This is a genomic window from Kribbella sp. DT2, from assembly GCF_049844575.1.
Taxonomy (GTDB): Bacteria; Actinomycetota; Actinomycetes; order Propionibacteriales; family Kribbellaceae; genus Kribbella.
Genome location: NZ_JBNCLH010000001.1, coordinates 1,197,311 through 1,221,497, shown reverse-complemented (window position 1 = coordinate 1,221,497; position 24,187 = coordinate 1,197,311). Strand labels below are relative to the sequence as shown.

Here is a 24,187-nt window from a genome sequence, read left to right as displayed (position 1 = left end):
GCTGCGACCCGACGCGGGCTCCGCTGCCGAGTCCTTGTCACCCAGCGCTCGACCCGCAGACCTGTCGCCGGAGCCCGCCGGCGGGCTCCCCGCCCACCCAGAGCTGATGCCTCAGCGCGGCTTCTTCCACGCCTGGATCGAGCACGAGGACACCCTGCGCGCCCAGTTCCAGCGGGTGCACGTCTGCCGGCGGTTCGTCAGGCGACTCGGCTGAGGTCGGCGAGGATCCGCGCGACGGTCTCGTCAAGCGTGCTCGTCTGGACGACGATCGTCTCCCGCGGCGCCGGCAACAGATCCCGTTCGCGGTACCAGTCGCGCATCGCCTCCGCAGTGAACGCCGCGGACTTGTCCCGGGTCGAGTGACGGCGAGCGGTCTCCTCGAAAGGGATGTCGAGGTAGTAGCAATGCACGCGCCCGGGATGCGCCGCGGCCAGTCGCCGCAGCATCTCGCCGTACCGGACGACCGGCATGATTCCCTCGACGATCGCATTCCGCCCGTGCGCGAGCGCGAGCGTCGCCAACTGCTCGATCGCCCGCGCGTTGACCGGCTCGGGCTCCTCGGACTCCTGGAAGACGATCCGCCGCAGGTAGTCCTGCTCGATCCACACCACCTGTCCCCCGAGCACCCGCCGCAACTCCACTGCGATCGAGCTCTTCCCCGACCCCGAGTTCCCGCGCAGCACGATCAACTGACCAGTCACCCAGGCAGGCTAACCGGGCCCGGTTGTGGGCGGGCCCGGACGGCCTCACCAGGACTGCGGTTGACCCGGGACGTGCGTGCCGAAGGTCCACTCGTAGCCCTCCGGGTCCACGACCCGGAACCGGTAGTTGCCCCACTCGGTGGCTTCCGGCGCCCAGATCGACTCGGCACCCGCTGTCGTCGCCGACGCGTACAACGCGTCGACGGTCTCCTCGGACCCCACCGAGATGTACATGCCGGACCCAGCCGTCTCACCCTTCCGCGTGGGCCGGTCGTACCCGGCCTCGTCGGTGAAGAGCGTGAAGGCGACACCGGTCCCGTACCGGACCTCGGCGTGCATCAACCCGCCCTTGTCGTCGGGTGCCTCCAGCGTCGTCTCGAACCCGAACGCCTTCTCCAGCCAGCGCAGCGCGCCGGGCGCATCCCGGTAGGACAGCACGACGTGCAGAGTGGCCATTGGGGTACTGCTGTTCTCGGTCATGCACCCCACCCTGCCGGAGGTAGCGGCCAGTGACTGACCGCTACCCAAGAAATTTCAGCGCCGGAAAGACCCCGGGCCGTTCACCTGCCACCCCTTCGCGACCGGGTCGACGATCGACTTCACCGGCATCGTGAAGCTGCGGACCTGCTGGGCCGAGCGGCTGATCGCCCAGAACGTCGGGTTCTTCGCCGTCGACCGGTCCCACGCGATGCCCTGGCCCTGCACGTCCGGCAGGTCGACGGTCGCGACCCACCGCAGCTCCGCCCCCGCCTCGGGCAGCTTCATCACGTACGCCTCACCGAGGTCGTGCCCGGTCAGCCAGAGCCGCCCGTCCGGCCCCCACGACCCACCCGAGTTGCTCATCGGCTTGAACTTGTCGAGGATCGCCTTCGGAATCGTCCACCCGGCGACCACCTCGAAGTTGTCGTTGAGCTTCACCACCTGGGTGTTGTACGTCTCGCCGTACAGCTCGCCGGAGCCGTCCTCGCGCGGGTTGTCGTAGTTCGCGAACCCGGCCCACCACGCACCGTCGTGCCGGTCCAGCCAGGTCAGCGATCCACGCTCGATACCGAAGCTGTGCGTGCCGACGTGCCGCATCGTGCGGGTGTCGAACACCTCGATCGACGACGCCATCGGGTACTCGGGGTAGTTCGAGTGCACGGCGTACAGCTTGCTCCCGACCACAGCCCCGCTGTCCAGGTGCTCGAACGGCCCGTCGGTGTCCCCGGCGAACTGCAGCAGCGGCTCGCCGGTGCGCCGGTCGTGCTTGGTGATGGTCCGGTTGTTCACCGCGTAGAAGTACCTCGCGTCGACCGCGACCGCCTGGTTCGCGTCGAAGGCCGGGTACGACTTCACCGGCGTCGCCACGAACGACGGCGGCTCAGCGGCAGCGGCAACTGCCGACACACCAGCAGCCGGTACGACGGCCGCCGGCGCCGCGGCCGCCAGGGAAGGGACGGCCGCGGCAGCCACGACCGCCAGGACGAGAAGCTTCTTCATCAGGACCTCCGGAGGGGAACGGAAACGCCTCCGGCAGCCTCCGCCGTACGCCGGAACACCCGCCGACCCCCGCGTGAACCCGTCGCGTCAGGCAGATGGCCACCGACGTCGCTCGCACCAGCTAGCAGCGCGACGCACGACGGCGCCGGCCCGCCGATCCGGCAGGCGGCGTACCAGATCGGGCCGATCCCGAGCCCGAAGAACGCGCCGCCCCCGCCGGCCTCACGCGCCAGTCCTCGGACCGATCCTCACCCCGCCGAGCCGCGCGGAATAGGCTTGCCCTGACAAAGTCGCAGTGAACTTCAGGGAGATCCGATGGCCCGCCCGCTCGTGTTGATGCCCGGTCCGATGAACCGCTCGGTGCCGGACGGTCTGGCCGACGACTTCGAGGTGATCCGGCTGTGGGAGGCCGAGGACCCGGCCGCCGTGCTCGAGGAGCGGGGCAAGGACGTCGTGGCCGTCGCCAACGGCGGTACGACGATCGACGGGGAGTTCCTGGACCGGCTCCCGAACCTGCAGATCGTGGCGAGCTTCGGCGTCGGCTACGACAAGATCGACGCCGGCGCCGCGGCCGAGCGCGGGGTTGTGGTCACGAACACGCCCGGCGTACTGGACGCCGAGGTCGCCGACACCGCGATGGGCCTGCTGCTGATGACGGCCCGCGAGCTGTCGTCAGCCGAGCGGTACCTGCGCGACGGCCGCTGGACCGAGCGGCCGTACCCGTTGGCCCCGGCAACATTGAGCGGCCGCAAGATGGGCATCCTCGGCCTCGGCCGGATCGGCGAGGCGATCGCGCACCGGGCGGCGGCGTTCGGGATCTCCGTTGCCTACCACAACCGTCACCGCAAGGACGTTGCCTACGACTACTACCCGACGCTGGTCGAGCTGGCCGCGGCGAGCGACATCCTGATGATCGTCATCCCCGGCGGCGCCGAGACCGAGCACCTGGTGAACGCCGAGGTCCTGGCCGCGCTCGGCTCCGACGGCATCCTGATCAACGTCGCCCGCGGCACCGTCGTCGACGAGGCCGCGCTGGTCGACGCGCTGAAGTCCCGCACGATCCTGAGCGCCGGCCTGGACGTCTTCGAGCACGAACCCGAGATCCACCCCGGCCTGCTCGAGGTCGACAACGCCGTCCTGCTCCCCCACGTCGGCTCCGGCACCGTCCCCACCCGCGACGCGATGGGCGGCCTGGTCGTGAAAAACCTCGTCAGCTGGTTCAACCACGGCGTACCGGTCACCCCTGTGCGGGAGTCCGAGGACCTGGTACGAAAGACCAGTGGCTGACCAGGACGCCGTACGATGCCTCGCGCTGGAACTGCCCGAGGTCACCGAGAACGACGACCGCTTCGCCTTCTCCATCGGCAAGAAGGCGATCGCCTGGGTCTGGTTGGAACGCTCGGCGCCGAAAGCGCCGCGCGTCCCCAACCCCGCCGTACTCGCGTCCGCGTGGCCGGTGAGTCCGGCAAGTTCTTCACCGATCCCGCACTACAACGGCTACCCCGCGATCCTCGTCCACCTCAACGCTGTCGACGAAGCAGAACTCCGCGAACTACTGATCGACGCCTGGCGCATCCAAGCCCCGAAATCCCTGGTCAAGCAGCACCCGGATCTCTGACCCTGCGATGCTCACCTCATGACCGATGGTTACCCCGCCAGGCACTACAGCATCAGCCTCCCGGCCGACGCCGAGGACAAGTCCCTCGCCGCCCTCTTCCACCACGTCGGCAACCAGCTGTCCCGCGAGCCGATCGCACTCGAAGACATCGTCGCCATCACCTTCTCCAACGAAGTCTCGCTCGACGGCGACCACGACCCAGACTTCACCATCGTCTGGAGCTGACTGTCCGAGGCCTGCGCATGGTTCCGGCGCACGGAGGTCAGCTCGTCTTGTCCAGGTCCCAGATGCGCCCGGTGTGCCAGGCGTACTCCCAGGCCTGGGTGTCGGGGGGCTCGATGCCGAAGCCGGTGAGGATCGCGTTGACCTGCTCGCGGTGGTGGTTGGCGTGGTTGATCGCCTGGGCGATGAAGATGCCGGCCCGGGTTCCGCGGGTGTGGTCGTCGATGATCACGACGCGCTCGACCTCGATCGGGCGGGACAGTACGTCCTCCCACATCAGCCGGCACAGCTCGTTCCAGCGCTCGAGGTTGTCGAGGTCAGCCGGTTCGTCGCTGTCGACGAACTCGAGCTCCTGCTCCGCGAGGCGGCGTACGTAACTCCCGTCGCACCGCACGATGTGGTCGAGCGTGGCCAGGATCCCGCCGTACGTCCCGACGCCGGTCACCTCCAACTGCTCGGCCGTGAACCCCTGCGCCCGGCAGAACGCGATCAGCTGCTGGGTCGCCCAGTTGTTGTGCCGCACCGTATCCGTCAACACGTCGTGCATGCTCGGTCTCCGATCGTCACCTTCAACGCTAAACGCAAGCCGGTCGGACCTGAACTGGTTTAACGCAACGCGGTGAGCAACTCCGGCCAGTGACTGTGCAGCGTGCTGAGATGCGCCGTCGACCGCAGCTCCAGCTGGGCGTCAGGAAGATGCTCGGCAAGCCAACGAGCGTTGCGAATCGAGACCTGCGGATCAGCCATCCCGTGCCACACCGTCGTCGGGCACGTGACGTCCTCCGGCCGGAAACCCCATTCCCTGAAGGAGATCGCGGCATCCCGCAGGTAGCCGGCCCGGTTCGCCAAAGCCTCCCGGGCGGCCGCCGCCAGCTCCGCTGCCGGCTGCTCGGCGAACCACGCAGCATCGAGCGGCGGATGCCCGGAGGTCCATCGCGCGGCCAGCGACTCGTCATCAGGATCGTCCGGATCGAGCTGCTCGACGTACGCCGTGAAGTCCGGCCGGATCCGCTCGACGGACTCATCCACAGGCTCCGAGACCAGCCGAGCGAAGAACTCCTGCTGCTCAGCCCCCAGATCGTCCCGGTGGTACGGCGGATCGAGCGCCGGCACCACCGCCGGACTCGCGACCACCGCCGCACGCGTCACGCGCTCGGGATGCCGAGCCGCACAGGCCAGCGCGTACGGACCACCGAGCGACATCCCCAGTACGGCGTACCGATCGATCCCCAGCCGATCGGCGACGGCCGCGATGTCGTCCGCAACCGACAGGTGATCCGACGCGGCAACGTCCGACGAGCCGTAGCCCGGCCGGTTGACCGCGACCAGCCGCACGCCGTACTGGCGCGCCGCGGACGCACCCGGGAACGCCGCGTGGCGCGTGTCCGGGCAGCCGTGGAAGAAGAACACGACGGTCTCCCCGACCTCCGTGTCCCAGTACTGGGCCTGCCGCCCGTCGGGCAGCCGCAGGGTGGTCAATCAGGCCTGCGGGACGCCGATGTTGACCATCCAGGCGATGCCGAACCGGTCGACGCACATGCCGAACTCGTCGCCCCACATCTGCTTCTCCAGCGGGACCGAGACCGTGCCGCCCTCGGCGAGCTTGTCCCAGTACCCGTGCAGCTCGTCGCTGTTGTCACCGCTCAGGCTGACCGAGACGTTGGTGCCGCGCGTGTACTCCATGCCCTGCGGGACGTCGGAGCCCATCACCGTGTACCCGCTCGGGGTCTCCAGCTGGCTGTGCATGATCTTGTCGGCGTCGGGTGAGTCGGTCGCCCCGAACTCCCCGAACGTGTTGATCGCCAGGTCACCCCCGAAGACCTGCTGGTAGAACTCCATCGCCTCCCGGGCCTGCCCGTCGAACGCGATGTAAGGATTGAGCCGAGACGCCATCACACACTCCCCTGAATCGACCTCCAGATGCCTCGCACCCTAGACCCGCCCCCGCCCGGTCCGCGATGCCTCAGCCCCACAGTTCCGAGACAACCTCGTCACGTAACCGTCCCAGCCCCCTCCGTAGTGCTTGCCCAGGACAACTAATGCCACTCGTCTACGTCACCGGCCCGTCCGGCGCCGGCAAGTCCGCCGTCGCCGCCGAGCTCACCCGCCGCGGCTTCCCGTCGTACGACACCGATCACGACAACCTGAGCCGCTGGTACCGCGGCGACGCCGAGGTCGCCCCGCCCGGCCCGACCACCGACGACCGCTGGTACGCCGAGCATCGCCTTCGGTTACCACCCGAGACCGTCCGCGGGATCGCCGCGGGTGCCGCCGGGCTCACCTTCGTCTGCGGCACCGTCGGCAACGAGGACGAGATCTGGGACCTCTTCGACGCTGTCGTCAGCCTGAGCCTGGACGACGCCACGCTGCGCGAGCGCCTGGCGACGCGAGCGCCGGGTTCCTTCGGCTCCACGCCGGACGACGTACGGCGGATCCTCGCCTGGGCAGCCACGATCGACGAGGACAACAGCCGGTACGGCGCGCTGCTGGTGGACGCGTCCGGGCCGGTCGAGCAGGTTGGCGACCTAATTCTCAGCGGGCTGCGGACGCGCGGAATAAGGTGAGGCGATGATCCCTCGCCACCTCACGATCGATGCCGCGAATCCCTACCAGCTGGCCGTTTTCTGGAGTACGGCGACCGGCTGGCCGGTGTCGGACATCGACAAGCCCGGCGACGAGGAGGTGCTGGTCGAGGCGCCGGCGCCGATCCCCGGGATGCTGTTCATCGCCGTACCGGAGGGCAAGTCGGTCAAGAACCGGGTGCACCTCGACTGGGTCCCCGAGGAGCGCACGCGGGACGAGGAGGTCGACCGCCTGCTCACGCTCGGCGCGACCGTCCACGAGGACCACCGCACACCCGAGGGACCGGGGTGGGTGACGATGCACGATCCCGAGGGCAACGAGTTCTGCATCGAGCGCAGCGCGGGCGAACGCGCGGAGTAGCGCCCTTCAACCCCGCGGAGCCGACAGCCGGACGTCGTACCGAGAGCGCTCGATCCCGGCGGGGACTGGCCGGCTAGCCGACCGACCGGAGCGCCGCCGCGAGCCGACCCATGTCGTCGGTGATCGCGTCGGCCCCGGCCTCGGCCAACTGCGCACCCCGCTGGGCCGACTTCGCGTACCCGACCGACCGCGCCCCGACCCGCCGCCCGAACTCCATGTCGCTGACCGAGTCCCCCACCATCAGGCAGTTCCCGGCCGGAACGTTCAGCTCCGTCAGCACCCCGTCCAGCAACGCAGGATTCGGCTTCATCAACCCCGGCTGCCCGAACGGCCGGCCCACCACGCCCGCGACCTGCCCCTGCAGCCCTGCCCGCTCCAGCCACTGCACGATCGACGGCTCACAATTGTTGCTCACCACAACGACCGGCCGCCCGGTCTCAGCACAGGCAGCAAGAAACTCGACCACACCCGCGGTCACCGGCGCCGTACCGGCCGCCTCGATCTCCCCCGCCACCGAGGCCCGCTCGACCTCGTCGACCATCCCCGGCGCGTGCGCCTCGGCGAACTTCAGCACCACCAGATGCTCGACCGTACGCCGTACAGCCTCGGGCAGTTCCACCCCGGCCCGCACCAACGGCTCCCGCGCCGCATCCCCTATCCGGCTCCCACTCCCCGTCGGAAACAGGTCAGCCACCGGCCCGTCGAAGTCGAGCAGCACCACCCGACTCCCCCGCAGCATCTCCGCAACCGTCACGGCCGAAGTCTCACAGACCTCAACCGTCCGCCGTCGGCTGGGACCACCTGGAGCCGATTCAGCTTCCGGGCCGCGGGCATGATGGGCACCATGACGTCCGACGAAGCAAAGCCCGGCGAGGTCACGTTCACGCTGGCCTGGGAGGCCGACAACGGCGCCCTGCACGGCGTACTGGAGGCCGTGAACGTCACCGACCACCCCGTCCGCCTCTCCAGCAAACCAGGCGTCACCCCGATCGGCCTCGACGGCGAACCGCTCAGCGCCGAGACCGTCGTCAGCCTCGAGATGCGCCTCCCCGGGTACGTCGAACTGCCTCCCGGCGCCCGCGCGACCTCGACCATCTCCTGGTACGCCTGGGACGGCCCACCCGCCGGCGACCACGCCCGCATCACCTGGCCGGGCGGCGAGGCCGAAGCACCCGTCACCGGCCCGAGCCAACCCACCAACCGCGACGGCGCCACGAACCTGTCGTCGACCTGGTTCGACTAGATACCCGGTTGCCGTTGCGGGGCTCCGCTGCCATGGTCAGCCGCATGCCCACCTTCACCTCGTACGACGGCACCGAGCTCGCCTACCACCTGATCGGCGAAGGCGACCCGCTCGTCTGCATCCCCGGCGGCCCGATGCAGGCCTCCGTCTACCTGGGCGACCTCGGCGGTGGTCTGCCGCGGCAGTTGATCATGCTCGACCTGCGCGGCACCGGCGACTCAGCGGTCCCCACCGATCCCACGTCGTACCAGTGCAACCGCCAGGTCGCCGACCTCGAGGCGCTGCGAAACCACCTCGGCCTGGCCCAGCTGGACCTCCTGGCCCACTCCGCCGGCACCAACCTCGCCGCTCTGTACCTCGTCGAGCACCCCGACCGAGTACGCCGGTACGTCGCGGCGTCGCCGAGCGCGTTCGGCGTCGGACTGCCCATCACCGCGCAGATGCGCCTCGAAACCGCCCGCCGGCGCCGCGACGAGCCGTGGTTCCCCGAGGCGTACGCCACCCTCGAGAAAATCACCTCCGGCACCTTCACCGACGACCTCTGGCAGGCGATCCGACCCTTCTCCCACGGCCGCTGGGACGCCGCCACCCAGGCCCTCGCGGCCGTCCCCGCCCAGCAGAACGAGGAAGCAGCGGAGCTCTACGTCTCGGGCCTGTCCCCCGACGAGACCCGTCCCGCCCTCGCGACGTTCCGCAACCCGGTCCTCGTCCTGTCCGGTCAGACCGACGTCGGCTGCCCGCCCGCCTTCGTCACCGCGTACGCCGCACTCTTCCCCAACGCCACCCTCACCATCCAGCCGGCGTCCGGCCACTCTCCCTGGCAGGACGACCCGGCCGCCTTCGCCACAACCGTCAGCGACTTCCTTCACCGGTAAGCGCTTCGGCGAACAGCACCGTTGCTTCAGGCAAACGCCGGCCCGTCGCGCAGCACGCCACGGACCTGGTCGACGGTGACCGTCGCGGGATCGAAGTTGCTCAGCAGCCAGGTCGCTCCGGCGCGCTCGTACGGCGTACCGTCCTGTCCTGGTTCGAGCTCGGCCGCGTAGTCGTACGGCGTCGATTTGTTGCGCAGGGCATCGATCTGCGCGACGGCCTCGGCGAACTGGTCCGCCGAGGTCAGGTTCACCGGGAAGAACCCGTCCAGCCGCGCGGCCCGCTGCAACGGCCGGCGGTTGCCCGGGAAGCCCGCGGCCCAGACCGGGATCCGTCGTACGGGCGTGGGCAGGAACTGGATCCCGTCCACCGTGTAGTGCTCGCCGTGGTGGTTCACGACCTCGCCGGACCACGCGGCGTCGAGGATCTCGAGCGACTCGTCGAGCATCCGGCCGCGGATCCGGTCGTCGCACTCCTCACCCGTCCGCGAGAACTCGCCCCCGAACCGGTCACTGCCGAGCCCGACACCGAGCGTCAACCGGCCGCCGCTCAGCCGATCGAGCGTCGCCGTCTCCCGCGCCAGCTTGACCGGCCGCCGCCGCGTGATCGCGCTGACCATCGGCCCGAACTCCAGCCGCTCGGTCGCGGTGGCGATCGCCGCCATCGTGATCCACGGATCGGCGACCGCGCGCACCGGTTCATGCCAGCGGACGTGATCCCAGACGAACACCCCGTCCCACCCAGCCTCCTCGGCCTCGGCCGCGATCCTCGCGACCACCACCGGATCAGCCAGCTCGTCGAACAACGGAAACCACAGCGCACGCTTCATGCCACGACGCTAAGCGCGCCTGGTGCAACAAGAAAAGCGATGATCCCCGATCAAGTCCATAAGCCCCGCCGATACTTCGCGCCGATTCCGTATCCTGCGACCCATGGACGTCCACTTCACCGGCGAGATCTTCTCCTGGCGCGGCCCTTCCCCGTTCCACTTCGTCGCCGTCCCCGAAGACGAGTCCACCGACCTCCAGGCCACCTCGACCTCGGTCAGCTACGGCTGGGGCATGATCCCCGTCACCGCCCGCATCGGCGCCACCGAGTGGACCACCTCGCTCTACCCCAAGGACGGCAAGTACCTCCTCCCCCTCAAGGACGCCATCCGCAAGGCGGAATCCCTGGAGGAGGGCCAAACCATCACGGCCCACCTCCACATCGCCCTCTGACCGCCCGCCGCGGTCACCACTGCAGCTGAGCGACGCACGCCACCCGCACAACTTCGGCGAACTCCTCGTCGGTCCGCCCCCACGGCTCGCTCCGTCTGAGCTCGAGCTCGAGGTCGGCCTCCCACAGCCCACCCAGCGGCTGCTCGAACGCCTCATCGGCGTTCCCGGACGCGATCACCACCGCGGCGACCTCGTGGACAGCCCAGACCCACGCGACCCGCCCACCGAGATACAGCTCCGCGATGTGGTCGTACTCCACCTTGAACGCCGCCTGGTTGGACAACACCAATCCCGCTCAGCCGGCGAGCATCCACGCCGCCACCATCATCGGCGTAGGCGTCTCCCCGTCCCGTACGTCGTCTCGCTGCACCTCACGAGTGTGGTCGCTCGTCTCTCCACCGTCCCCGGGATTTGAGCAGCGGCCCGAGCGGCCGCACCGCCAAGCTGCCGCTCAGCGCATCGCCTCTGACCTGACCACCACCCCGGCTCGTGGACCCTGACCGATTCCACCCCGGCCGCCAGCGGCGCCCTGTGCCTCCTGTACGACCGCAACCGCAACGCCTGACGCCGGCCATTCGGTTCACCCCCTGGCGCCGTGGCGTCCCGGTGCGCGGCGCCTAGCGAACCGCCTGTGCGGTCACCTGTGCCAGGAGAGCGAACCCGTGCCGGTCGACCGGGACCGCCGTTGCGGACATCAGCACGACGGCGGTCCCAGCGGCCCGGTCGAGACCGATCCACGTACGGAACCCGCCGGTGCCGCCGTTGTGCCAGGTGACGAGCCGGCCGCCGTGCTCAAGGGTGATCCACGCGGCGCCGATACGGACTCCTCCGGAGAAATCGGCGACCGGGTCCAGTGCCGTGACGCCCGGAGCGGAACCGTCGAGCAGCGCGGCCGCGAGGCTCGCCAGGTCGCGAATCGATCCGCGGATACCACCGGCGGGCCCGAACGCCTCGCCGGTCCACGGCTGCCGCGTTCGTCCCGATCTACTCGTGCCGATCACCGCACCGGCCCGCAGCTCATCCGGCGTTGCCGGCACGTAGAACCCGTCGAGTCCAAGCGGTTCGGCGAGGCGCCGGCGTACAAGCTCCGCGTAGCTCGTCCCCACCGCAGAGGCGACCGCATGGCCGAGCAATTCGAAGCCGAGGTTGGAGTACCGGACACTCGCCCGCTTGAGCCGCACCCTGCGCGCCTGGACGATGAGCTGCTCGAGGCTATCTCCGTACGGATTCGCACCGGTCCTCCAGAGCGAGACGGTACGTCGTACCGGCCTGGCCGCCACCGGCAGATTCGGCAGCCGCGAACGATGCGCCGCGATCGACCCGAGCGTCACGGCCGCCGCGGGAACGTTTGCCAACGGCAACAATTCCCCGAGCGTGGTCGCCGCTGCAACCTCTCCTCGTCCGAGCGCATCGGCGTACAGCAGTCCGGTGATCCCCTTGGAAATCGACCCGAGCTCGAAGTCCGCATCAAGACAAGCGCCGAGACCGGCCACCCTGCTCCCGTACGGCGTCACCGCCGCGGCAACAGCCACGGGATGCCGATCACCCAAGAGCGCGCGCACCTCCGCCGCAAGCGTCTCGTCCCCTCGAACCCCCGTCACGACTGCCCCCCGAACAACCCACGCCCCCCGTGTTTCTTGTGCACCGCCTGCTTCGAAACCCCAAGCACCGTTGCGATCTCCGTCCAGGTCACTCCACTGTTCCGGGCCCGGCGAACATGCACCGCCTCCAACCGCTCCGCCTCCTTCCGAAGACTCGCCGTCGCCACAAGCGCAGCCATCGGATCGTCGCCGGAGGTCGCAAGAACCAACTCCGTCAGCCGTTGAGCATCCATGCGTCAACTTTAGTTGACCACCCTCCGAGCGTCAACCAATGTTGACGAGGACCGGAAGAGCCCACCCCCGAAGAGTGGGGCCCCGCGCACATGCCGGCGACCGCCTGGACCGTCCGAGGCCTCGTACTGTCCATGTACTGCCACGCCCGCGGAAACGGCTGCGTACAAGTAGCCCTCGAACACGCCGAACGCTCAGCCGGATCCGACGGAGCCCCCTAGAACCAGGGCGGGTCGTAACGGCTCACGTAAGCGCGGGCGCGTTCTGTCGGGTCTGCCCAGTACTGGTGCGGCTGCCGATGCACGTGCTTCTCGCAGAACTCCCGGAGGCCACTGCTGATCGTCTCCACCTCGCGGACGGGGAGACCCTCGAAGTCGCTGTTGACCTGCATGATCTCGGACTCGAGGTTCCACCCCGACGCGTCGAACACCCACGGTCCCCACCGCGCGTACACGTGCAGCGGATGCTCGAACTCACCCATGTACATCGCCGCCAGCGCGATCTCCTGGTCAGGATAGAAGTCCCGGCACGTCCAGGCCAGCACGTGGCACGCCCCACTCGAGAAGAAGGCCTGATCCGTTCGCTCCCAGGAGACCCGCTGATCCGACCGCTCGATCGCGGTACGCCGAAACACCCCAGAAGCCGTCGCTGCCACGACCCGATGCTAGCGAAGCGCTCCGCCGTCCGCGATGGGGTCCAACCATCTGACCAGTTCGCACCAGGCGACCAGGGCCTCCGCTCCGGTCACAACTCGCAGCGCGCGCCCTTGGGTGGTGTCTTCAAGTCCACCAGATACTTGAGTACGACGTCGTCGATGCACGCGTTCTGGCTGAGCAGAGCCACGCCGTGCTGCTCGCCATCCACGGTCAGCAGGCTTCCGCCCAGCATCTCGGCCAGGTCGACTCCAGCCTGGTACGGCGTGGCCACGTCGCCGGTGGTCGACACGGTCAGAGTCGGCGGCAGGTCGGCGTTGCCGGTCAGCCAAGGCCCGGTCCGCGTCGGCGGCTTCGGCCACGCCGCGCACACGTGGTGGCTCTGCTCCAACGGCCGGCCGTCGTCGATGATCGGGGCGGTTGCGCGGATCCGGCGCAGCATCTCGGTCTGCTCGGCCGGCGTACGGCGGGGCCAGTCCATGCACCGGATCCCGACGAAGCTGTCGATGAGATCGCTGTAGTGACCGTCCGGGCTGCGACCGGTCATCTGGTCGCGCAGCGAGAGCAGCGTGTCGCCGCGGCCCGCGGCCAGTTCGGTGAGCCCCTTGAGCAGCCGCGGCCGCAGGGCCTCGGCGCGCATCCCGGCCAGCGCGCCGGTGACGGCGTCGTCGTAGCTCAGGCCACGGCCGTCGGCAGTGCGCGCGGGCCGGTCGACCAACGGACGGGTCAACGCCTGGAACTTCTCGGTCGCGCGCGCCGGATCCTTCCCCAGCGGGCAGCCCGGAGTCGGCGCGCACTCCTTGGCCACCAGGTCGAAGCCCGCCTGGGAGGCCACGCCTTGTGCGACCAGCAGCTCGGCCGGGGACTTCTTGGGGGAGACCGCGCCGTCGAGCACCAGCGCCCGCACGTTCTGCGGGAACGCCTCCGCGTAGACCCCACCCAGCTCCGTCCCGTAGCTGTAGCCGACGTACGTCAGCTTCTCGTCGCCCACGACCGCGCGCAGAAGGTCCATGTCACGCGCGGTCTCCCGGGTGCCGACGCTGGTGAGCGCGTCCTCCCCACCTGCGCTTTCCGCGCACCGCCGTACGATCTCCTTCGCCTTCTCCTCACTGGCGGCGTTGTCCAGGTCCAGCCCGCCGTCGAAGCCCGCCCCGCGGTCGTCGTCGGCATCGGTGTAGCAGTCCAGCTCGGGCAGAGAGGCGCCCACGCCGCGGGGGTCGAACCCGATGATGTCGAACCGCTGACCGAGCTCCCCCTCGGTCCACAGCGGATTCGCCGCAGCCATGGTCGCGGCGAAGTTCATGCCCGAGCCGCCGGGGCCACCGGGGTTGACGAAGAGCGACCCGATCTTCTCGCCGCCGGCCGGAATCCGCAGCATGGCGATCTCACCGCGGCCTCCGCTCGGCTTGTCGTAGTCCAACGGCACCTGAACCCGCGCGCAGTCCAGGCGCTTGTCGGCGAACAGCTTCTTGTCGGCAGGCGTTGTCGCGTAGGGGCCGCACGGTTCGAACGCGAGCTGCTGGTTGCGGAACTCCGTAAGGTCCGATGGCGGCGTTTCGGAGGCGTCCGATGTGGTGCAGGCGCTCGCGAAGGCCAGCAACACGGCCCCCACGACGAGCAGTCTCGAGCGAGTACGGAACACGGCGTCTCCTCGGTGTGGTCGGGTGCCCCATCGACGCTAGGACCGCCGACCGGTCCCGCGGATCCACCGCAGGGCTCGACCCGGCCACCAAAAGTCGGAGCGAGTCCTCGGCCTTTTGGTGGGCGCCGGTTGCTCCAACGCCGACATCGCCAGCCGCCATCACTCGGGCCTGGGCGCGTCCAGCTCACCGACCTGCAGCACGTCGCGCGATCCGGCGAGGACCGACGTCAGGCTGGTTCTTGCGGGTAGAGCACCGGATCGATCTCGGCGAGCGTCACGCGGAGTTCGGCGGCTCCTTGACGGATGTGCGCATTGTCATCGAGCGAGAGGAGTCGGCAGGCTTCCACCGCGCGATCCTGTCGTCGGAGCAGCGCCTCCGCAGTTGCGAGGGTGACGACCGTGTCATCAGGATCGAGCACCAACCGAAGAAGCGCCGCCCGCGATCCGTTGCCTCGGCGAAACTCGCCAGGGCACGCCCCGCGTCGGCTCGATCCCGATAGTCGTCACTGGACGCGAGCTTGATCAGCGCGCCGACTGCCGCGCGTCTCCGGTCCTGATCCACGCAGCCATGGTTCCACGCGCTCGCGCCGAACGAAGGCCACCCGATCGGAGCACTACGCGGGAGCCGAGCCCCGGATGAAGAAATCCCGGGCAAGGACGCTGTCCTCTGATCTGGAGGTCTGGTGGAGCCGCCTGTCGGAATCGACCCGACGACCTTTCATGACGAGGAGGACGCTCAGCTGCCCTTGATGATCTTGGAGCCGCAGCTGTACGGCGTGCCCTTGGCACCGCTGACCGAGCAGGCGGTCAGGATGATCGACGTGTTCTCCGGGGTCACGTCCTGGGTCTTGGTGACGCACTTGCCCGCGCCGCCGGCGTAGATCCGGGGGTAGTTCTTGTACTTCCCGTCGCTCTGGCGAACTGCGATCCAGCCGATGACGCCGTCGTCGTTCTTCTTGGTGTCACAGACTTTGACCTTGTCGCCGGAGTCGATGTACTGGACGAACCCGGTGTTGTTCTGAGCGTTGACGATTCCGTTGGCGGCGTGGGCGGTGGTCGCGGCACCGAACAGCATCACCGCGGTAGTTGCGGCGATCGCGGTGCTGGCGGCAGCAAGTCTCATGGCGCTCCTCGGACTGGGTTGAACCGTGTTGTCCTGTCCGCGAACACCATGCCACGCCCCAGGCTCAACCGATGCCGCGAACACAGGCAGCCACCCCCGTCGCGCGGCACCGCAACCCTTTCGGCAGCAGCCGAAATCGTTGAAATGCGCATCGATATGCCATTTAACTTCAGCTACTCGACCGTGCACCGCAACCGGTTTCTCACAGGCGAGAGTTTTGGCATGGCCGAGGCCGCCACGAACGACACTGCATCATTCGAACAGGAAGAAACTTGATGAAACTTTTCGGGAAAATCCTGAGCGCCTCAATTGCGGCGCTAGCCTTCTCGGCTGCCGGGGTCACCTCAGCAAACGCAGCAGTTGCCGGCACTCAAGGCGGCCCTGCCTGGGAGGGCTGCGTGCCAGGGAACGTTCACATCTACTTCGATGTCGGCGATAATTGCTATGGCGGAACCCCAGGTTCCATGCACGTTGAGTTTTTCCCCGCGCGCGGCGGGTTCTCCGGCGCCTACTGGGGCTTCATCACGTGCTCGGACGGAAGCCAGAGGCTTTTCAGCCCCAATCAAAGCTTTACCATCGGCTGCGATGTGACCTGGGTCGGAATCACCAAGCCCAATTGGGAAGGATTCTAGGAACCAGTCGCGGGTCAACCTTCATTGACCGCTGACGCTCGCCTCGCTCATGGCGGTGGATCGGCTGGGTACGAAGCAACCCCAGGCTCAGAGTGACCTCTGACCTGGGGTTCTGCGTGGAGCCGCCTGTCGGAATCGAACCGACGACCTTCTCATTACGAGTGAGACGCTCTGCCGACTGAGCTAAGGCGGCGTGGCCCCGGAGGGCCGAGGAAGAGTGTAGCGGGAAGGGTGGGGGGAAGCCGAATCGGATTGGGGACGGCGGTCAGGTCCAGGCCGGGGCCGCGTGGTTGGCGTAGGTCTGGAAGGGGATGGCGGGGCGGCCGGTGAGGCGTTCGACGGTATTGGTGGGGACCGCGTTGCCCAGGGAGAGTTGGTTGAGGAAGAAGTCGAGGGTTTCCTGGGTGGCGCCGGGGGTCGCCAGGTAGGCCTCGGGGGTGCCGTCGTACTGGATGTCGCGGCCGGTGGCGGTGGAGATGAGGGCGCAGGCTTCGGCGAAGGTGAGGGCCTCGGGGCCGGTGACGTCGTAGGTCTGGGTGTGGTGGCCGTCACCCAGCAGCGCTTCGACGGCTACGGCGGCGAGATCCGTGGCGTCGACGAAGGCCTGGCGCTGGTCGGCGAGGGGTACGACGAGGCGGCCGGCCTGGATGGCGGGGAGGAAGAAGCCCTCGTCGAAGTTCTGGTTGAACCAGTGGGCGCGGACGACGGTCCACTCGGCGCCGGAGTCGCGGACGGTCGCCTCGGCGGCGATCAGGCGGTCGTCGCCGATTTCCTCGGGGTGCATGGTCGAGAGCAGGACCAGGCGTTCGACGCCGGCGGAGACGGCCTGGGTGATGAAGGCGGGCTCGACCGGTACGCCGTCCGGGGCCATCACGTAGATCGCGCTGACGCCCTCGAGCGCCGCGGCCCAGGTGTCGGGCTCGGACCAGTCGAAGCGCACGTCGCCGAAGCGCGAAGCCGCTCGGACGGGTACGTCGCGGGACCTGAGCTGGTCAGCGACACGACGCCCGGTCGAGCCGGTGGATCCGAGCACGAGAACAGTCATCGGCCCAGCACAGCACACGACACCGACAGTTCACGGAACCAGACCCCGAGGCGCGTCGTCGTAATGCCCGGGAATAGATTCTCCGGGAAATACATTGACGTAAGTACGGCGTATGAGCCAAGCTTGTGCCCGCAAGACAACAACTACGACGATCAGGGAGCACAAAGTGTTCGGGACGATGCAGAAGATTCAGCGGGGCGGCGCCCCGTTGTCCCTGCTGCGACCCCTGACCTCGCACTCCTACCGCTACGAGCTCAGCGCGGTGCTGAGCCCGGCGTACGGCGGCCCGCTCGACTGATCGGCACAGATCAGCGCGCAGCCGCCCGTCGGGGGAATCCCCGGCCAGGGCGGTTTTTTGTTTGTCTCATTTCACCCACGGGTGGAAACTCGCATTCTTGACAATTTCATGCTGCCAAAAAACAAAAGGCAGCGGAACGAGCTGTGGGCCAGTGGCCAGGCCACCTCATTTGGGATGAGGGAATCGGGAGTTCGAATCTCTCCAGCTCGACCAGGCGCCCGCGGGAAGCTCTGCTACCGGCCGAGCGGGCGCCCCATACGCCCGTGGCTCAACCGGAGAGAGCACCTGCCTACGAAGCAGGAGGTTGCAGGTTCGAATCCTGCCGGGCGTGCTGTGTCCGAAGCAGAAGCGGGCGATGCACCGGGACGTGACCCCGGAGAAAGCGGGTTCGAGCCCCGCCGGACACCCAGTACCAGCAGCACCTCGTACGCCGTACGAGCAAGCACGCGGCTCTGGCCCAATTGGTAGAGGCGTCTGGCTTAGGACCAGAAGGTTCGGGGTTCGAGTCCCTGGAGCCGCACCGATTCAACCGACCCGGCAACCATCGTTCGGGCACACTGGAGAGAGGAGGAACCAGCATGAGCGGTGTCATCGTGCTCAACGCCTCGTACGAGCAGCTCCACGTCGTGTCGATCCAGCACGCCATCCGGATGCTCGTCCGGGAGGTCGCGGTCGTCGAGGAAGCGCACGACGGCGCCAGCATCGGTCCGTTCCCCTTGCCGCGGGTGCTGCGGCTGGTCCGGTACGTCGTGACCAAGTGGCGCTACGCGACCGGCCGGTTGCAGTACACCCGGGCCGGCGTGCTGAAGCGGGACAAGTTCACCTGCGCGTACTGCGGCAAGCCGGGCGCGACCACGATGGACCACGTGGTTCCACGGTCCCGGGGTGGTCGCGGCGAGTGGCTGAACGCGGTCGCCGCGCACGCGTCGTGCAACGAGAAGAAGGGGTGCCGTACCCCCGAGGAAGCCGGGATGCCGCTGCTGTGGCAGCCCTGGATCCCTTCCCGTGCGGAGATAGCCCTCTGACCTGAGCCCACCTCCTGGTGCCCCGGTCGGAGCGGTGCCAGGTGGGCGACGGCGTCCCATCCTCGGTTCTGACCCGAGGCCCCGCAGGTTCGAGCCCTGCCCTGGCAGCTTGCAGACAACGAAGCGAACAGGAGTGGGGAGATGAACATGCAGTACCCGGTCCCGCTGAGCGGGGCGAAGAGCTCCACTCTGATGTGGGCTCAGGAGCACGAGGTCGGCGCGCAGGCGCTGCAGCAGCTGCGGAACATCGCCGCGCTGCCGTGGGTGCACGGGGTCCGGGTGATGCCGGACGTGCACCTCGGCAAGGGGGCGACCGTCGGCTCGGTGATCGCGATGAAGCAGGCGGTGTCGCCGGCCGCGGTCGGGGTGGACATCGGGTGCGGCATGGAGGGCGTGCTCACCTCGCTGACCGCCGCGGACCTGCCGGACGACCTGTCGGGGATCCGGAGCCGGATCGAGGCCGCCGTACCGGTCGGGTTCCGGTCGCACGAGTACCCGGTGAGTGTTCGCAAGCTCGGCCTCGATCGGGGCTGGAACACCTTCTGGGGTGCGTTCTCGAGCCTGCACGACGGGGTGCAGGACCGGGAGAAGCGGGCGCAGCAGCAGATGGGGTCGCTCGGTGGGGGCAACCACTTCATCGAGGTCTGCCTGGACGACGACGACCGGGTCTGGCTGATGCTGCACTCGGGGTCGCGCAACATCGGCAAGGAGCTGGCCGAGCGGCACATGCGGATCGCTCGCGAGCTGCCGCACAACGCCGACCTGCCCGATCGCGACCTGGCCGTCTTCCTGTCCGGTACGCCGCAGATGGACGCGTACCGACGCGACCTGACCTGGGCGCAGGAGTACGCGTCGCGCAACCGCGCGGTGATGCTCGCCCTGGTGATGCGGGCGGTCCGGGACTCGTTCGACCACGAGATCACGTTCGAGAAGCCGATCTCGTGCCACCACAACTACGTGGCGGAGGAGACGATCGACGACGTCGATCTGCTGGTCACCCGCAAGGGCGCGATCCGGGCGGGACTCGGTGACCTCGGACTGATCCCGGGGTCGATGGGCACCGGCTCGTACGTCGTCCGCGGCCTCGGCTCGGAGCGATCGTTCTACTCGGCCTCGCACGGGGCAGGCCGGCGGATGAGCCGCAACGAGGCCAAGCGGCGCTACACCGTCGACGACCTGATCGCCCAGACCGCCGGCGTCGAGTCCCGCAAGGACGCGGGCGTGCTCGACGAGCTTCCGGCGGCGTACAAGGACATCGAGTCGGTCATCGCGGCCCAGTCCGACCTGGTGGAAGTAGTTGCCCACCTCAAGCAGGTGGTGTGCGTGAAGGGTTGATCCGTACGACGGACTGTCGCGCTCAGGGGACGCGACAGTCCGCCCAAGCCCGCCGCCGGAGACGCCGGCGGCATCGGAGAGCCCGGCCGTCGTGGGGGCACGGCGGCCGGGCCGAGGTGAGGTCCGCCTGACGGCAGGGGCAGCGGTTTGCTAAACCGTCGACCGGCTTCGGCCGGTCCGCGAGTTCGAATCTCGCTCTCACCGCTCGAACACCCAGCAGGAGCGCCACCGTGGGAGAGGTGGGGCGGGCTGTAACCCCGTCGCCCGTAGGGCTGAGCAGGTTCGAATCCTGCCTCCTGCACTCCAAACAGCCAACCACAAGAGAGGAGGACCGGCCATGGCCGACCTCAGGAACAAACGACGCAAGATTCCCGGTGGCAGGACCGGTGCTCCGGTCCAGCAAGGGCACGCGCTCCGGCGCATCGACCTCGCCTGTGGACACACGCAGCGCGACCGGATCGCGCACGCGGGCGACCACGTCTGGTGCGAAGGCGACTGCGCGGACTGGGTCCGCGTGGTCGTGGTTCACGAGTAACCCGTACGGCGGCCCGATCAGGGGACGGGCCGCCGGCAACTCTCTGGTGACGGATGCACACCCGGCCCTCCGAAGGCCGGGTTCCTGGTTCGACTCCAGGCAGGGAGGCCTAGAGGAACAGCTTGTCCGGGTTCAGCAGACCCTCCGGGTCGAAGGCTGCCTTGACGTTGCGCTGCAACTGCAGCCCGACGGGGCCGAGCTCTTGGGCCAACCATTGGCGTTTGAGTTTGCCGACGCCGTGCTCGCCGGTGATGGTGCCGCCCAGCGCCAACCCCAGGTCCATCACCGCGCCGAAGGCCTGCAGCGCGCGGGCTTCAGCGGCGGAGTCGGCCTGGTCGAAGATGACGGTGGGGTGCATGTTGCCGTCGCCGATGTGCCCGGGGCACGCGATCAGTACGTCGTACTGCTTGCTGATTGCATCGATCCCGTGCAGCAGTGCGACCAGCTGCGAACGCGGTACGGCGACGTCGTCGATCAGGGACGTGCCGAGCTTCTCGTTCGCGAAGTGGACCAGACGGCGGGCCTCCAGGAGCATCGCGGACTCCTCCGCGTCGGAGGCGACCGCGACGTCGACGGCGCCGTGGGCCGTGCAGATCTCGGCGATCGCGGCGACGTCCTCGGCGGCACGCGGCCCACGGTCGGACTGGGCCAGGAGCAACGATCCGACGTTGGCCGGAAGTCCCATGTCGCGGTAGTCCTGGATCGCCCGCGCCGTGATCCCATCGATGAACTCGAGCAGCGACGGCCGCAAGCCGGAGCCCATCACCGCAGCCGCGGCGGCGACGCCTTCCTCGATCGACAGGAACGTCGCGGCAGCCGTCAAAGCAGCTTCCGGAGCGGGCCGCAGGGCCAACGTCGCCTCGGTGACGATCCCCAGCGTGCCCTCCGACCCGACGATCACGTGCGTGAGGTCGTAGCCCGCGACACCCTTCACCGTACGACGACCGGTCCTGATCACCTCACCGGAGGCGAGCACGACCTCCAGCCCACGGACGAAGTCGCCGGTCACGCCGTACTTCACGCAGCACAACCCTCCCGCGTTGGTCGCGATGTTGCCGCCGACCGTCGACATCTCCCACGACGACGGGTCCGGCGGGTAGAACAGCCCTTGCTCGAGTACCGCGCGGGACAGGTCCGCGTTGATCACGCCCGGCTGGACGACGGCGACCTGGTCCTCGACCGAGACCTCCAGGACCTGGTTCATCCGCGCGGTCGACAGCAGGATGCAGCCATCGATCGCGTTCGCGGCGCCGGACAACCCCGTCCGCGCGCCCTGCGTCACAATCGGTACGCCGTACTCGCCGGCCGCCCTGACAACCTCCTGCACCTCGGCTGTCGACGCCGGCCGGACCAGCACCAGCGGTGCGCCGGCCGTGCAGAACGTCGCCGAGTCCTGCCGATGGGCCTCCAGGACGTCGGGGTCGACAACCACCGATCCCACGACCGAGCGGAGCCGGTCAAGAAGCTTGTCCATCAGCCTTGTTCCTCCAGCAACCGCAAGATCAACGAAGCACGCCGGACGCGTTCCCGCCCGAGCGCCTCGGCGGTCGCGGCCAGGTGTGCACCGACGGGGTAGATGTTCGGCGCGTTCCGCAGCCCCATCTTCAGGTAGACCGGCGCAGCGACCCGTACGACGTCCGGTACGTCGTAGAACCGCACGTGCCCGCCCTGGTCGTCCGGGACCTCGATGTACATGTCGATCGGCACCGACGTCACCGACCGGATCTCCGCCAGCACCGGCACCGGCAGGTCGGTCGAGACGTTCAAACTCGTTGCCCCGAGCCGCTCGTACAGCGCGGCGGTCGGTGCGTTGGGCAACGGCATCAGCACGGAAGTCTTCAGCACCAGATCCTCAGGCAACGCACCTTCCTGCTTCAAAGCACCCAGCAGCTCCAGTACGCCGAGATCACCCACCAGCAGGCTGCGCACCCCGAGCTCGACCGCCCGGTACGCGTCACACAGCGACGCGGCAACCATTTCATTGCCCCGCGCAACACCGCCGACCGCGGCCGAGACCTTCGCCTGCCCGCCGATGTCCCAGGCGCCGCGCGGCCCGAGGAACAGGCAGACCTCGACGTCCTGAGCGGCGCCGAGCGAGACCATCTCGGTGATCTCGGAGTCGGTCAGCATCATCACGCCACTGCCCTGCGAGATCCGGTCGACCCGCACGCCCCGCGTCGCGGCCTCGTCGAGCACGGCCGTCATCACCGCCGGGCCCTCGCAGCTCGGGATCTCCACCTTGTACGGCGTACCGTCGGCGAACCGCTTCTCCGAGTCACCGGCCGCGCCGAATCCCCGCTCGGCCAGCAATGCGCGTGCTTCCTGCAGCCTCATACCTCTCCCCAGCTCCCGAGCGAGCCCGACGCGTCGGTCAGGTCCCGCGCTGTCCCGGTGATCTCCAGGTCGAACCGGTCGCCCGCCTCCACCAGCAGCGCGGGCGACACCAGCAACTCGTGCGGCGACAACGTGTCCCGGATCCGCGCGAGCCGCAGCTCCGACCAGTCACGCCGTCCACTCATCGTCACAGCCCCCAGTACGGCGGCCGCGTCGTCCTCCAGCACCATCGGCAGCCGCGAACGGCGTGCTCCGCCGGCGCCGGAGGTGAGCGCGTTGACGTAGCTCGCCTGCAGATCGATCTGCTCGAGGATCCGGGCCGGGATCACGTCGGCCATGCCGAGCCCGGAGGCGTTGCCGTGCGACGCCTCGCTGAGCGAGTGCACGCTGATAGCGGCGATCTGCGGCGAGTCGAACTCCGGGATCCCGTGCACCCAGCACCGGCCGATCACGTTGGTGTCCATGCCGGTGCCGGACTTGTCCTTGCCCATCTCGTCGACCACCAGGACGTCGAGCTGGTCGAACGGCAGCCGGCCCATCAGGCTGCCGGCCCGTTGCAGCAAGGCGTTCTCGGCGGCGGCGCCGATGCCGTCGGCCGGGACGAGCTCGACCGCGGCGGTCTTGTCGACGGCGTTCTCGAGGATCGCCAGACCGCCGATGATCTTGCCTTCAGCAACCACTGTCCGGGCGGCGGCCTCGATCGCGCCACCGAGCAGCGGGATGCCGCCGGCGTGCAGCGCCGCCGCTCCTCGGTGGTTGCCGAGGCCGATCGCGAGGATCTTCGCGAGCCCGCTCTCGACCGGTCCGTGGAAGTCCGTGTGGGGCTTGACCCGGTTGACCAGCAGCACGCCGTCCGCCGCGGCGGCGATCGCGTCGTGGTGCACCGGCGTACCGTCGTCGAGCTTGCCGACGACAACGGTCTCCATCGTTGCCTCGACGGGGCAACCAACGGAATCGGGTGTCACACCGAGCCCGGCCAGCATCTCGCGCTGCCCTTCAGCGGTCGCCCCGCCGTGCGATCCCATGGCCGGTACGACGAACGGCTCGGCGCCGGCCGCGCGCAGCCAGTCGACGGCAGCCTTCACGACCGGCACGAGATCCCGGATACCGCGGCTGCCCGCGGTCACCGCGATCCGCTCCCCCGGCTGAATCACCCGAGGCAGCTTGTCGAGAGCAGCCCGCGCGGCGCCGTACGGGTCGGTCTCGGTGGGAAGGTCAGGCATCAACCGCCGAACCGGCGTCACCTGAGGAAGCACCCCGTCGGGCCGCAGCCCTCGGATGGCCTCGAAGGGGCCCCAGCCCGGCCCGGCCGCCACGCCTCTGGCGGGCGAGCCCGGCGCCGCGGAGGCCGCACCGTCGGCTGGCCGACCCGGCGAAGCCGAGGCCGCGGGGCGCCCGCCTTCCCCTACCCCCCGCCCGCCCGGCGCAGCCGGG

30 protein-coding genes and 7 tRNA genes are annotated in these 24,187 nt (G+C 68.9%); 18 read left to right on the top strand and 19 right to left on the bottom strand.

The features are described from left to right. Nucleotides 1-197: 197 nt before the first annotated feature. From ACLQ2O_RS05835 to ACLQ2O_RS05825, 3 genes are read right to left on the bottom strand one after another with little or no spacing between them, the layout of a single operon-like run. On the bottom strand, nucleotides 198-701 hold the full coding sequence (locus tag ACLQ2O_RS05835; RefSeq protein ID WP_425827952.1) for an AAA family ATPase: 504 nt from the start codon (nucleotides 699-701) through the stop codon (nucleotides 198-200). Nucleotides 702-746: 45 nt separating this feature from the next. Then, nucleotides 747-1,181, bottom strand: coding sequence for a VOC family protein (locus tag ACLQ2O_RS05830; protein WP_425827950.1), 435 nt, complete (start codon nucleotides 1,179-1,181; stop codon nucleotides 747-749). Nucleotides 1,182-1,235: 54 nt separating this feature from the next. Next, complete coding sequence (locus ACLQ2O_RS05825; RefSeq protein WP_425827948.1) at nucleotides 1,236-2,180, bottom strand: hypothetical protein; 945 nt, start codon at nucleotides 2,178-2,180, stop codon at nucleotides 1,236-1,238. A gap of 315 nt (nucleotides 2,181-2,495) precedes the next feature. On the opposite strand from ACLQ2O_RS05825, the gene ACLQ2O_RS05820 reads away from it, so the two are divergent. From ACLQ2O_RS05820 to ACLQ2O_RS05810, 3 genes are read left to right on the top strand one after another with little or no spacing between them, the layout of a single operon-like run. Continuing rightward, on the top strand, nucleotides 2,496-3,467 hold the full coding sequence (locus tag ACLQ2O_RS05820; protein WP_425827946.1) for a 2-hydroxyacid dehydrogenase: 972 nt from the start codon (nucleotides 2,496-2,498) through the stop codon (nucleotides 3,465-3,467). Beyond that, nucleotides 3,460-3,798: an MmcQ/YjbR family DNA-binding protein gene (locus ACLQ2O_RS05815; RefSeq protein ID WP_425827944.1), complete on the top strand. Its 339-nt coding sequence runs from the start codon at nucleotides 3,460-3,462 to the stop codon at nucleotides 3,796-3,798. Before ACLQ2O_RS05820 ends, ACLQ2O_RS05815 begins: the two co-directional genes overlap by 8 nt. Nucleotides 3,799-3,816: 18 nt before the next feature. Further along, nucleotides 3,817-4,023 carry a hypothetical protein gene (locus tag ACLQ2O_RS05810; protein WP_425827942.1) on the top strand — a complete coding sequence of 69 codons (207 nt, stop codon included), beginning with the start codon at nucleotides 3,817-3,819 and terminating at the stop codon, nucleotides 4,021-4,023. 37 nt (nucleotides 4,024-4,060) lie between these two features. Here the strand turns inward: ACLQ2O_RS05810 and ACLQ2O_RS05805 are convergent, their stop codons facing one another. The 3 genes from ACLQ2O_RS05805 to ACLQ2O_RS05795 form a co-directional block, all read right to left on the bottom strand. Beyond that, a complete protein-coding gene (locus ACLQ2O_RS05805) occupies nucleotides 4,061-4,558 on the bottom strand; it encodes a DinB family protein (protein WP_425827940.1) in 498 nt (165 codons plus the stop codon). A 68-nt stretch (nucleotides 4,559-4,626) separates the two neighbouring features. Beyond that, entirely contained in the window at nucleotides 4,627-5,499 is an 873-nt protein-coding gene (locus ACLQ2O_RS05800) for an alpha/beta fold hydrolase (protein WP_425827938.1), read from the bottom strand. Beyond that, nucleotides 5,500-5,913 (bottom strand): VOC family protein, encoded by a 414-nt coding sequence (locus ACLQ2O_RS05795; protein WP_425827936.1) that lies wholly within the window; start codon nucleotides 5,911-5,913, stop codon nucleotides 5,500-5,502. Between the two features lie 146 nt (nucleotides 5,914-6,059). Here ACLQ2O_RS05795 and ACLQ2O_RS05790 point away from each other — a divergent pair, with 146 nt between their 5' ends. Together ACLQ2O_RS05790 and ACLQ2O_RS05785 are read left to right on the top strand one after the other, a co-directional pair. Further along, the gene (locus ACLQ2O_RS05790) at nucleotides 6,060-6,584 is read left to right on the top strand and encodes an AAA family ATPase (protein ID WP_425827934.1); all 525 of its coding nucleotides are present in this window, start codon (nucleotides 6,060-6,062) and stop codon (nucleotides 6,582-6,584) included. A gap of 4 nt (nucleotides 6,585-6,588) precedes the next feature. After that, a complete protein-coding gene (locus ACLQ2O_RS05785) occupies nucleotides 6,589-6,963 on the top strand; it encodes a VOC family protein (protein WP_425827932.1) in 375 nt (124 codons plus the stop codon). 73 nt (nucleotides 6,964-7,036) lie between these two features. Here the strand turns inward: ACLQ2O_RS05785 and ACLQ2O_RS05780 are convergent, their stop codons facing one another. Next, a complete protein-coding gene (locus ACLQ2O_RS05780; RefSeq protein WP_425827930.1) occupies nucleotides 7,037-7,717 on the bottom strand; it encodes an HAD family hydrolase in 681 nt (226 codons plus the stop codon). A gap of 90 nt (nucleotides 7,718-7,807) precedes the next feature. On the opposite strand from ACLQ2O_RS05780, the gene ACLQ2O_RS05775 reads away from it, so the two are divergent. Both ACLQ2O_RS05775 and ACLQ2O_RS05770 read left to right on the top strand, forming a co-directional pair. Then, nucleotides 7,808-8,206: a DUF4232 domain-containing protein gene (locus ACLQ2O_RS05775; protein WP_425827928.1), complete on the top strand. Its 399-nt coding sequence runs from the start codon at nucleotides 7,808-7,810 to the stop codon at nucleotides 8,204-8,206. 44 nt (nucleotides 8,207-8,250) lie between these two features. Beyond that, entirely contained in the window at nucleotides 8,251-9,081 is an 831-nt protein-coding gene (locus tag ACLQ2O_RS05770; protein ID WP_425827926.1) for an alpha/beta fold hydrolase, read from the top strand. A 26-nt stretch (nucleotides 9,082-9,107) separates the two neighbouring features. On the opposite strand, the gene ACLQ2O_RS05765 is transcribed toward ACLQ2O_RS05770, so the two are convergent. Next, nucleotides 9,108-9,908, bottom strand: a complete 801-nt coding sequence (locus ACLQ2O_RS05765) for an LLM class flavin-dependent oxidoreductase (RefSeq protein WP_425827924.1) — start codon at nucleotides 9,906-9,908, stop codon at nucleotides 9,108-9,110. A 103-nt stretch (nucleotides 9,909-10,011) separates the two neighbouring features. On the opposite strand from ACLQ2O_RS05765, the gene ACLQ2O_RS05760 reads away from it, so the two are divergent. Beyond that, a complete protein-coding gene (locus tag ACLQ2O_RS05760) occupies nucleotides 10,012-10,299 on the top strand; it encodes a DUF1905 domain-containing protein (protein WP_425827922.1) in 288 nt (95 codons plus the stop codon). Between the two features lie 13 nt (nucleotides 10,300-10,312). On the opposite strand, the gene ACLQ2O_RS05755 is transcribed toward ACLQ2O_RS05760, so the two are convergent. The 6 genes from ACLQ2O_RS05755 to ACLQ2O_RS05730 form a co-directional block, all read right to left on the bottom strand. Further along, nucleotides 10,313-10,582: a hypothetical protein gene (locus ACLQ2O_RS05755; RefSeq protein ID WP_425827920.1), complete on the bottom strand. Its 270-nt coding sequence runs from the start codon at nucleotides 10,580-10,582 to the stop codon at nucleotides 10,313-10,315. A gap of 334 nt (nucleotides 10,583-10,916) precedes the next feature. Continuing rightward, the gene (locus ACLQ2O_RS05750; protein WP_425829077.1) at nucleotides 10,917-11,861 is read right to left on the bottom strand and encodes a serine hydrolase domain-containing protein; all 945 of its coding nucleotides are present in this window, start codon (nucleotides 11,859-11,861) and stop codon (nucleotides 10,917-10,919) included. Between the two features lie 487 nt (nucleotides 11,862-12,348). Then, a complete protein-coding gene (locus tag ACLQ2O_RS05745; RefSeq protein WP_425827918.1) occupies nucleotides 12,349-12,786 on the bottom strand; it encodes a hypothetical protein in 438 nt (145 codons plus the stop codon). An 89-nt stretch (nucleotides 12,787-12,875) separates the two neighbouring features. Further along, the gene (locus ACLQ2O_RS05740; protein ID WP_425827916.1) at nucleotides 12,876-14,396 is read right to left on the bottom strand and encodes an alpha/beta hydrolase; all 1,521 of its coding nucleotides are present in this window, start codon (nucleotides 14,394-14,396) and stop codon (nucleotides 12,876-12,878) included. A gap of 257 nt (nucleotides 14,397-14,653) precedes the next feature. Further along, nucleotides 14,654-14,845, bottom strand: a complete 192-nt coding sequence (locus ACLQ2O_RS05735) for a hypothetical protein (protein ID WP_425827914.1) — start codon at nucleotides 14,843-14,845, stop codon at nucleotides 14,654-14,656. 317 nt (nucleotides 14,846-15,162) lie between these two features. Continuing rightward, nucleotides 15,163-15,549 carry a hypothetical protein gene (locus ACLQ2O_RS05730; protein ID WP_425827912.1) on the bottom strand — a complete coding sequence of 129 codons (387 nt, stop codon included), beginning with the start codon at nucleotides 15,547-15,549 and terminating at the stop codon, nucleotides 15,163-15,165. A gap of 275 nt (nucleotides 15,550-15,824) precedes the next feature. Here ACLQ2O_RS05730 and ACLQ2O_RS05725 point away from each other — a divergent pair, with 275 nt between their 5' ends. Continuing rightward, nucleotides 15,825-16,181: a hypothetical protein gene (locus ACLQ2O_RS05725; protein WP_425827910.1), complete on the top strand. Its 357-nt coding sequence runs from the start codon at nucleotides 15,825-15,827 to the stop codon at nucleotides 16,179-16,181. 117 nt (nucleotides 16,182-16,298) lie between these two features. On the opposite strand, the gene ACLQ2O_RS05720 is transcribed toward ACLQ2O_RS05725, so the two are convergent. Continuing rightward, a tRNA-Thr gene (locus ACLQ2O_RS05720) sits at nucleotides 16,299-16,374 on the bottom strand. A 72-nt stretch (nucleotides 16,375-16,446) separates the two neighbouring features. Beyond that, complete coding sequence (locus tag ACLQ2O_RS05715) at nucleotides 16,447-17,226, bottom strand: SDR family oxidoreductase (RefSeq protein WP_425827908.1); 780 nt, start codon at nucleotides 17,224-17,226, stop codon at nucleotides 16,447-16,449. Between the two features lie 435 nt (nucleotides 17,227-17,661). Here ACLQ2O_RS05715 and ACLQ2O_RS05710 point away from each other — a divergent pair. From ACLQ2O_RS05710 to ACLQ2O_RS05670, 9 genes are all read left to right on the top strand, one after another. After that, nucleotides 17,662-17,737: transfer RNA gene (locus ACLQ2O_RS05710), tRNA-Pro, on the top strand. A gap of 44 nt (nucleotides 17,738-17,781) precedes the next feature. Next, nucleotides 17,782-17,855, top strand: a tRNA-Arg gene (locus ACLQ2O_RS05705). Between the two features lie 2 nt (nucleotides 17,856-17,857). Then, a tRNA-His gene (locus tag ACLQ2O_RS05700) sits at nucleotides 17,858-17,931 on the top strand. Between the two features lie 39 nt (nucleotides 17,932-17,970). Then, nucleotides 17,971-18,044: transfer RNA gene (locus ACLQ2O_RS05695), tRNA-Leu, on the top strand. Nucleotides 18,045-18,102: 58 nt separating this feature from the next. Continuing rightward, the gene (locus ACLQ2O_RS05690; RefSeq protein WP_425827906.1) at nucleotides 18,103-18,549 is read left to right on the top strand and encodes an HNH endonuclease; all 447 of its coding nucleotides are present in this window, start codon (nucleotides 18,103-18,105) and stop codon (nucleotides 18,547-18,549) included. A 141-nt stretch (nucleotides 18,550-18,690) separates the two neighbouring features. Continuing rightward, complete coding sequence (locus tag ACLQ2O_RS05685; protein WP_425827904.1) at nucleotides 18,691-19,884, top strand: RtcB family protein; 1,194 nt, start codon at nucleotides 18,691-18,693, stop codon at nucleotides 19,882-19,884. Between the two features lie 115 nt (nucleotides 19,885-19,999). Next, nucleotides 20,000-20,088, top strand: a tRNA-Ser gene (locus ACLQ2O_RS05680). A 12-nt stretch (nucleotides 20,089-20,100) separates the two neighbouring features. After that, a tRNA-Tyr gene (locus ACLQ2O_RS05675) sits at nucleotides 20,101-20,185 on the top strand. 36 nt (nucleotides 20,186-20,221) lie between these two features. Then, nucleotides 20,222-20,419: a hypothetical protein gene (locus ACLQ2O_RS05670; RefSeq protein ID WP_425827902.1), complete on the top strand. Its 198-nt coding sequence runs from the start codon at nucleotides 20,222-20,224 to the stop codon at nucleotides 20,417-20,419. A gap of 109 nt (nucleotides 20,420-20,528) precedes the next feature. Here ACLQ2O_RS05670 and ACLQ2O_RS05665 read toward each other — a convergent pair whose 3' ends face one another. Genes ACLQ2O_RS05665 through ACLQ2O_RS05655 form a run of 3 tightly spaced genes read right to left on the bottom strand, consistent with a single transcriptional unit; the run spans nucleotide 20,529 to nucleotide 23,976 of the window. Continuing rightward, nucleotides 20,529-21,893, bottom strand: coding sequence for an FAD-binding oxidoreductase (locus ACLQ2O_RS05665; RefSeq protein WP_425827900.1), 1,365 nt, complete (start codon nucleotides 21,891-21,893; stop codon nucleotides 20,529-20,531). Next, nucleotides 21,893-22,753: a hypothetical protein gene (locus ACLQ2O_RS05660; RefSeq protein ID WP_425827898.1), complete on the bottom strand. Its 861-nt coding sequence runs from the start codon at nucleotides 22,751-22,753 to the stop codon at nucleotides 21,893-21,895. The genes ACLQ2O_RS05665 and ACLQ2O_RS05660 overlap by 1 nt, the downstream gene beginning before the upstream one ends. Further along, nucleotides 22,750-23,976, bottom strand: a complete 1,227-nt coding sequence (locus ACLQ2O_RS05655) for a DUF2088 domain-containing protein (protein ID WP_425827896.1) — start codon at nucleotides 23,974-23,976, stop codon at nucleotides 22,750-22,752. Before ACLQ2O_RS05655 ends, ACLQ2O_RS05660 begins: the two co-directional genes overlap by 4 nt. Nucleotides 23,977-24,187: the final 211 nt, after the last annotated feature.

Bases quoted from the DNA above. Each gene is read 5' to 3' on its own strand.
- ACLQ2O_RS05825 (WP_425827948.1), bottom strand. From the start codon at position 2,180: ATGAAGAAGCTTCTCGTCCTGGCGGTCGTGGCTGCCGCGGCCGTCCCT.
- ACLQ2O_RS05660 (WP_425827898.1), bottom strand. From the start codon at position 22,753: ATGAGGCTGCAGGAAGCACGCGCATTGCTGGCCGAGCGGGGATTCGGC.
- ACLQ2O_RS05685 (WP_425827904.1), top strand. From the start codon at position 18,691: ATGAACATGCAGTACCCGGTCCCGCTGAGCGGGGCGAAGAGCTCCACT.
- ACLQ2O_RS05830 (WP_425827950.1), bottom strand. From the start codon at position 1,181: ATGACCGAGAACAGCAGTACCCCAATGGCCACTCTGCACGTCGTGCTG.
- ACLQ2O_RS05765 (WP_425827924.1), bottom strand. From the start codon at position 9,908: ATGAAGCGTGCGCTGTGGTTTCCGTTGTTCGACGAGCTGGCTGATCCG.
- ACLQ2O_RS05810 (WP_425827942.1), top strand. From the start codon at position 3,817: ATGACCGATGGTTACCCCGCCAGGCACTACAGCATCAGCCTCCCGGCC.
- ACLQ2O_RS05760 (WP_425827922.1), top strand. From the start codon at position 10,012: ATGGACGTCCACTTCACCGGCGAGATCTTCTCCTGGCGCGGCCCTTCC.
- ACLQ2O_RS05770 (WP_425827926.1), top strand. From the start codon at position 8,251: ATGCCCACCTTCACCTCGTACGACGGCACCGAGCTCGCCTACCACCTG.
- ACLQ2O_RS05795 (WP_425827936.1), bottom strand. From the start codon at position 5,913: ATGGCGTCTCGGCTCAATCCTTACATCGCGTTCGACGGGCAGGCCCGG.
- ACLQ2O_RS05730 (WP_425827912.1), bottom strand. From the start codon at position 15,549: ATGAGACTTGCTGCCGCCAGCACCGCGATCGCCGCAACTACCGCGGTG.
- ACLQ2O_RS05775 (WP_425827928.1), top strand. From the start codon at position 7,808: ATGACGTCCGACGAAGCAAAGCCCGGCGAGGTCACGTTCACGCTGGCC.
- ACLQ2O_RS05785 (WP_425827932.1), top strand. From the start codon at position 6,589: ATGATCCCTCGCCACCTCACGATCGATGCCGCGAATCCCTACCAGCTG.
- ACLQ2O_RS05655 (WP_425827896.1), bottom strand. From the start codon at position 23,976: ATGCCTGACCTTCCCACCGAGACCGACCCGTACGGCGCCGCGCGGGCT.
- ACLQ2O_RS05790 (WP_425827934.1), top strand. From the start codon at position 6,060: ATGCCACTCGTCTACGTCACCGGCCCGTCCGGCGCCGGCAAGTCCGCC.
- ACLQ2O_RS05725 (WP_425827910.1), top strand. From the start codon at position 15,825: ATGAAACTTTTCGGGAAAATCCTGAGCGCCTCAATTGCGGCGCTAGCC.
- ACLQ2O_RS05715 (WP_425827908.1), bottom strand. From the start codon at position 17,226: ATGACTGTTCTCGTGCTCGGATCCACCGGCTCGACCGGGCGTCGTGTC.
- ACLQ2O_RS05670 (WP_425827902.1), top strand. From the start codon at position 20,222: ATGGCCGACCTCAGGAACAAACGACGCAAGATTCCCGGTGGCAGGACC.
- ACLQ2O_RS05665 (WP_425827900.1), bottom strand. From the start codon at position 21,893: ATGGACAAGCTTCTTGACCGGCTCCGCTCGGTCGTGGGATCGGTGGTT.
- ACLQ2O_RS05820 (WP_425827946.1), top strand. From the start codon at position 2,496: ATGGCCCGCCCGCTCGTGTTGATGCCCGGTCCGATGAACCGCTCGGTG.
- ACLQ2O_RS05690 (WP_425827906.1), top strand. From the start codon at position 18,103: ATGAGCGGTGTCATCGTGCTCAACGCCTCGTACGAGCAGCTCCACGTC.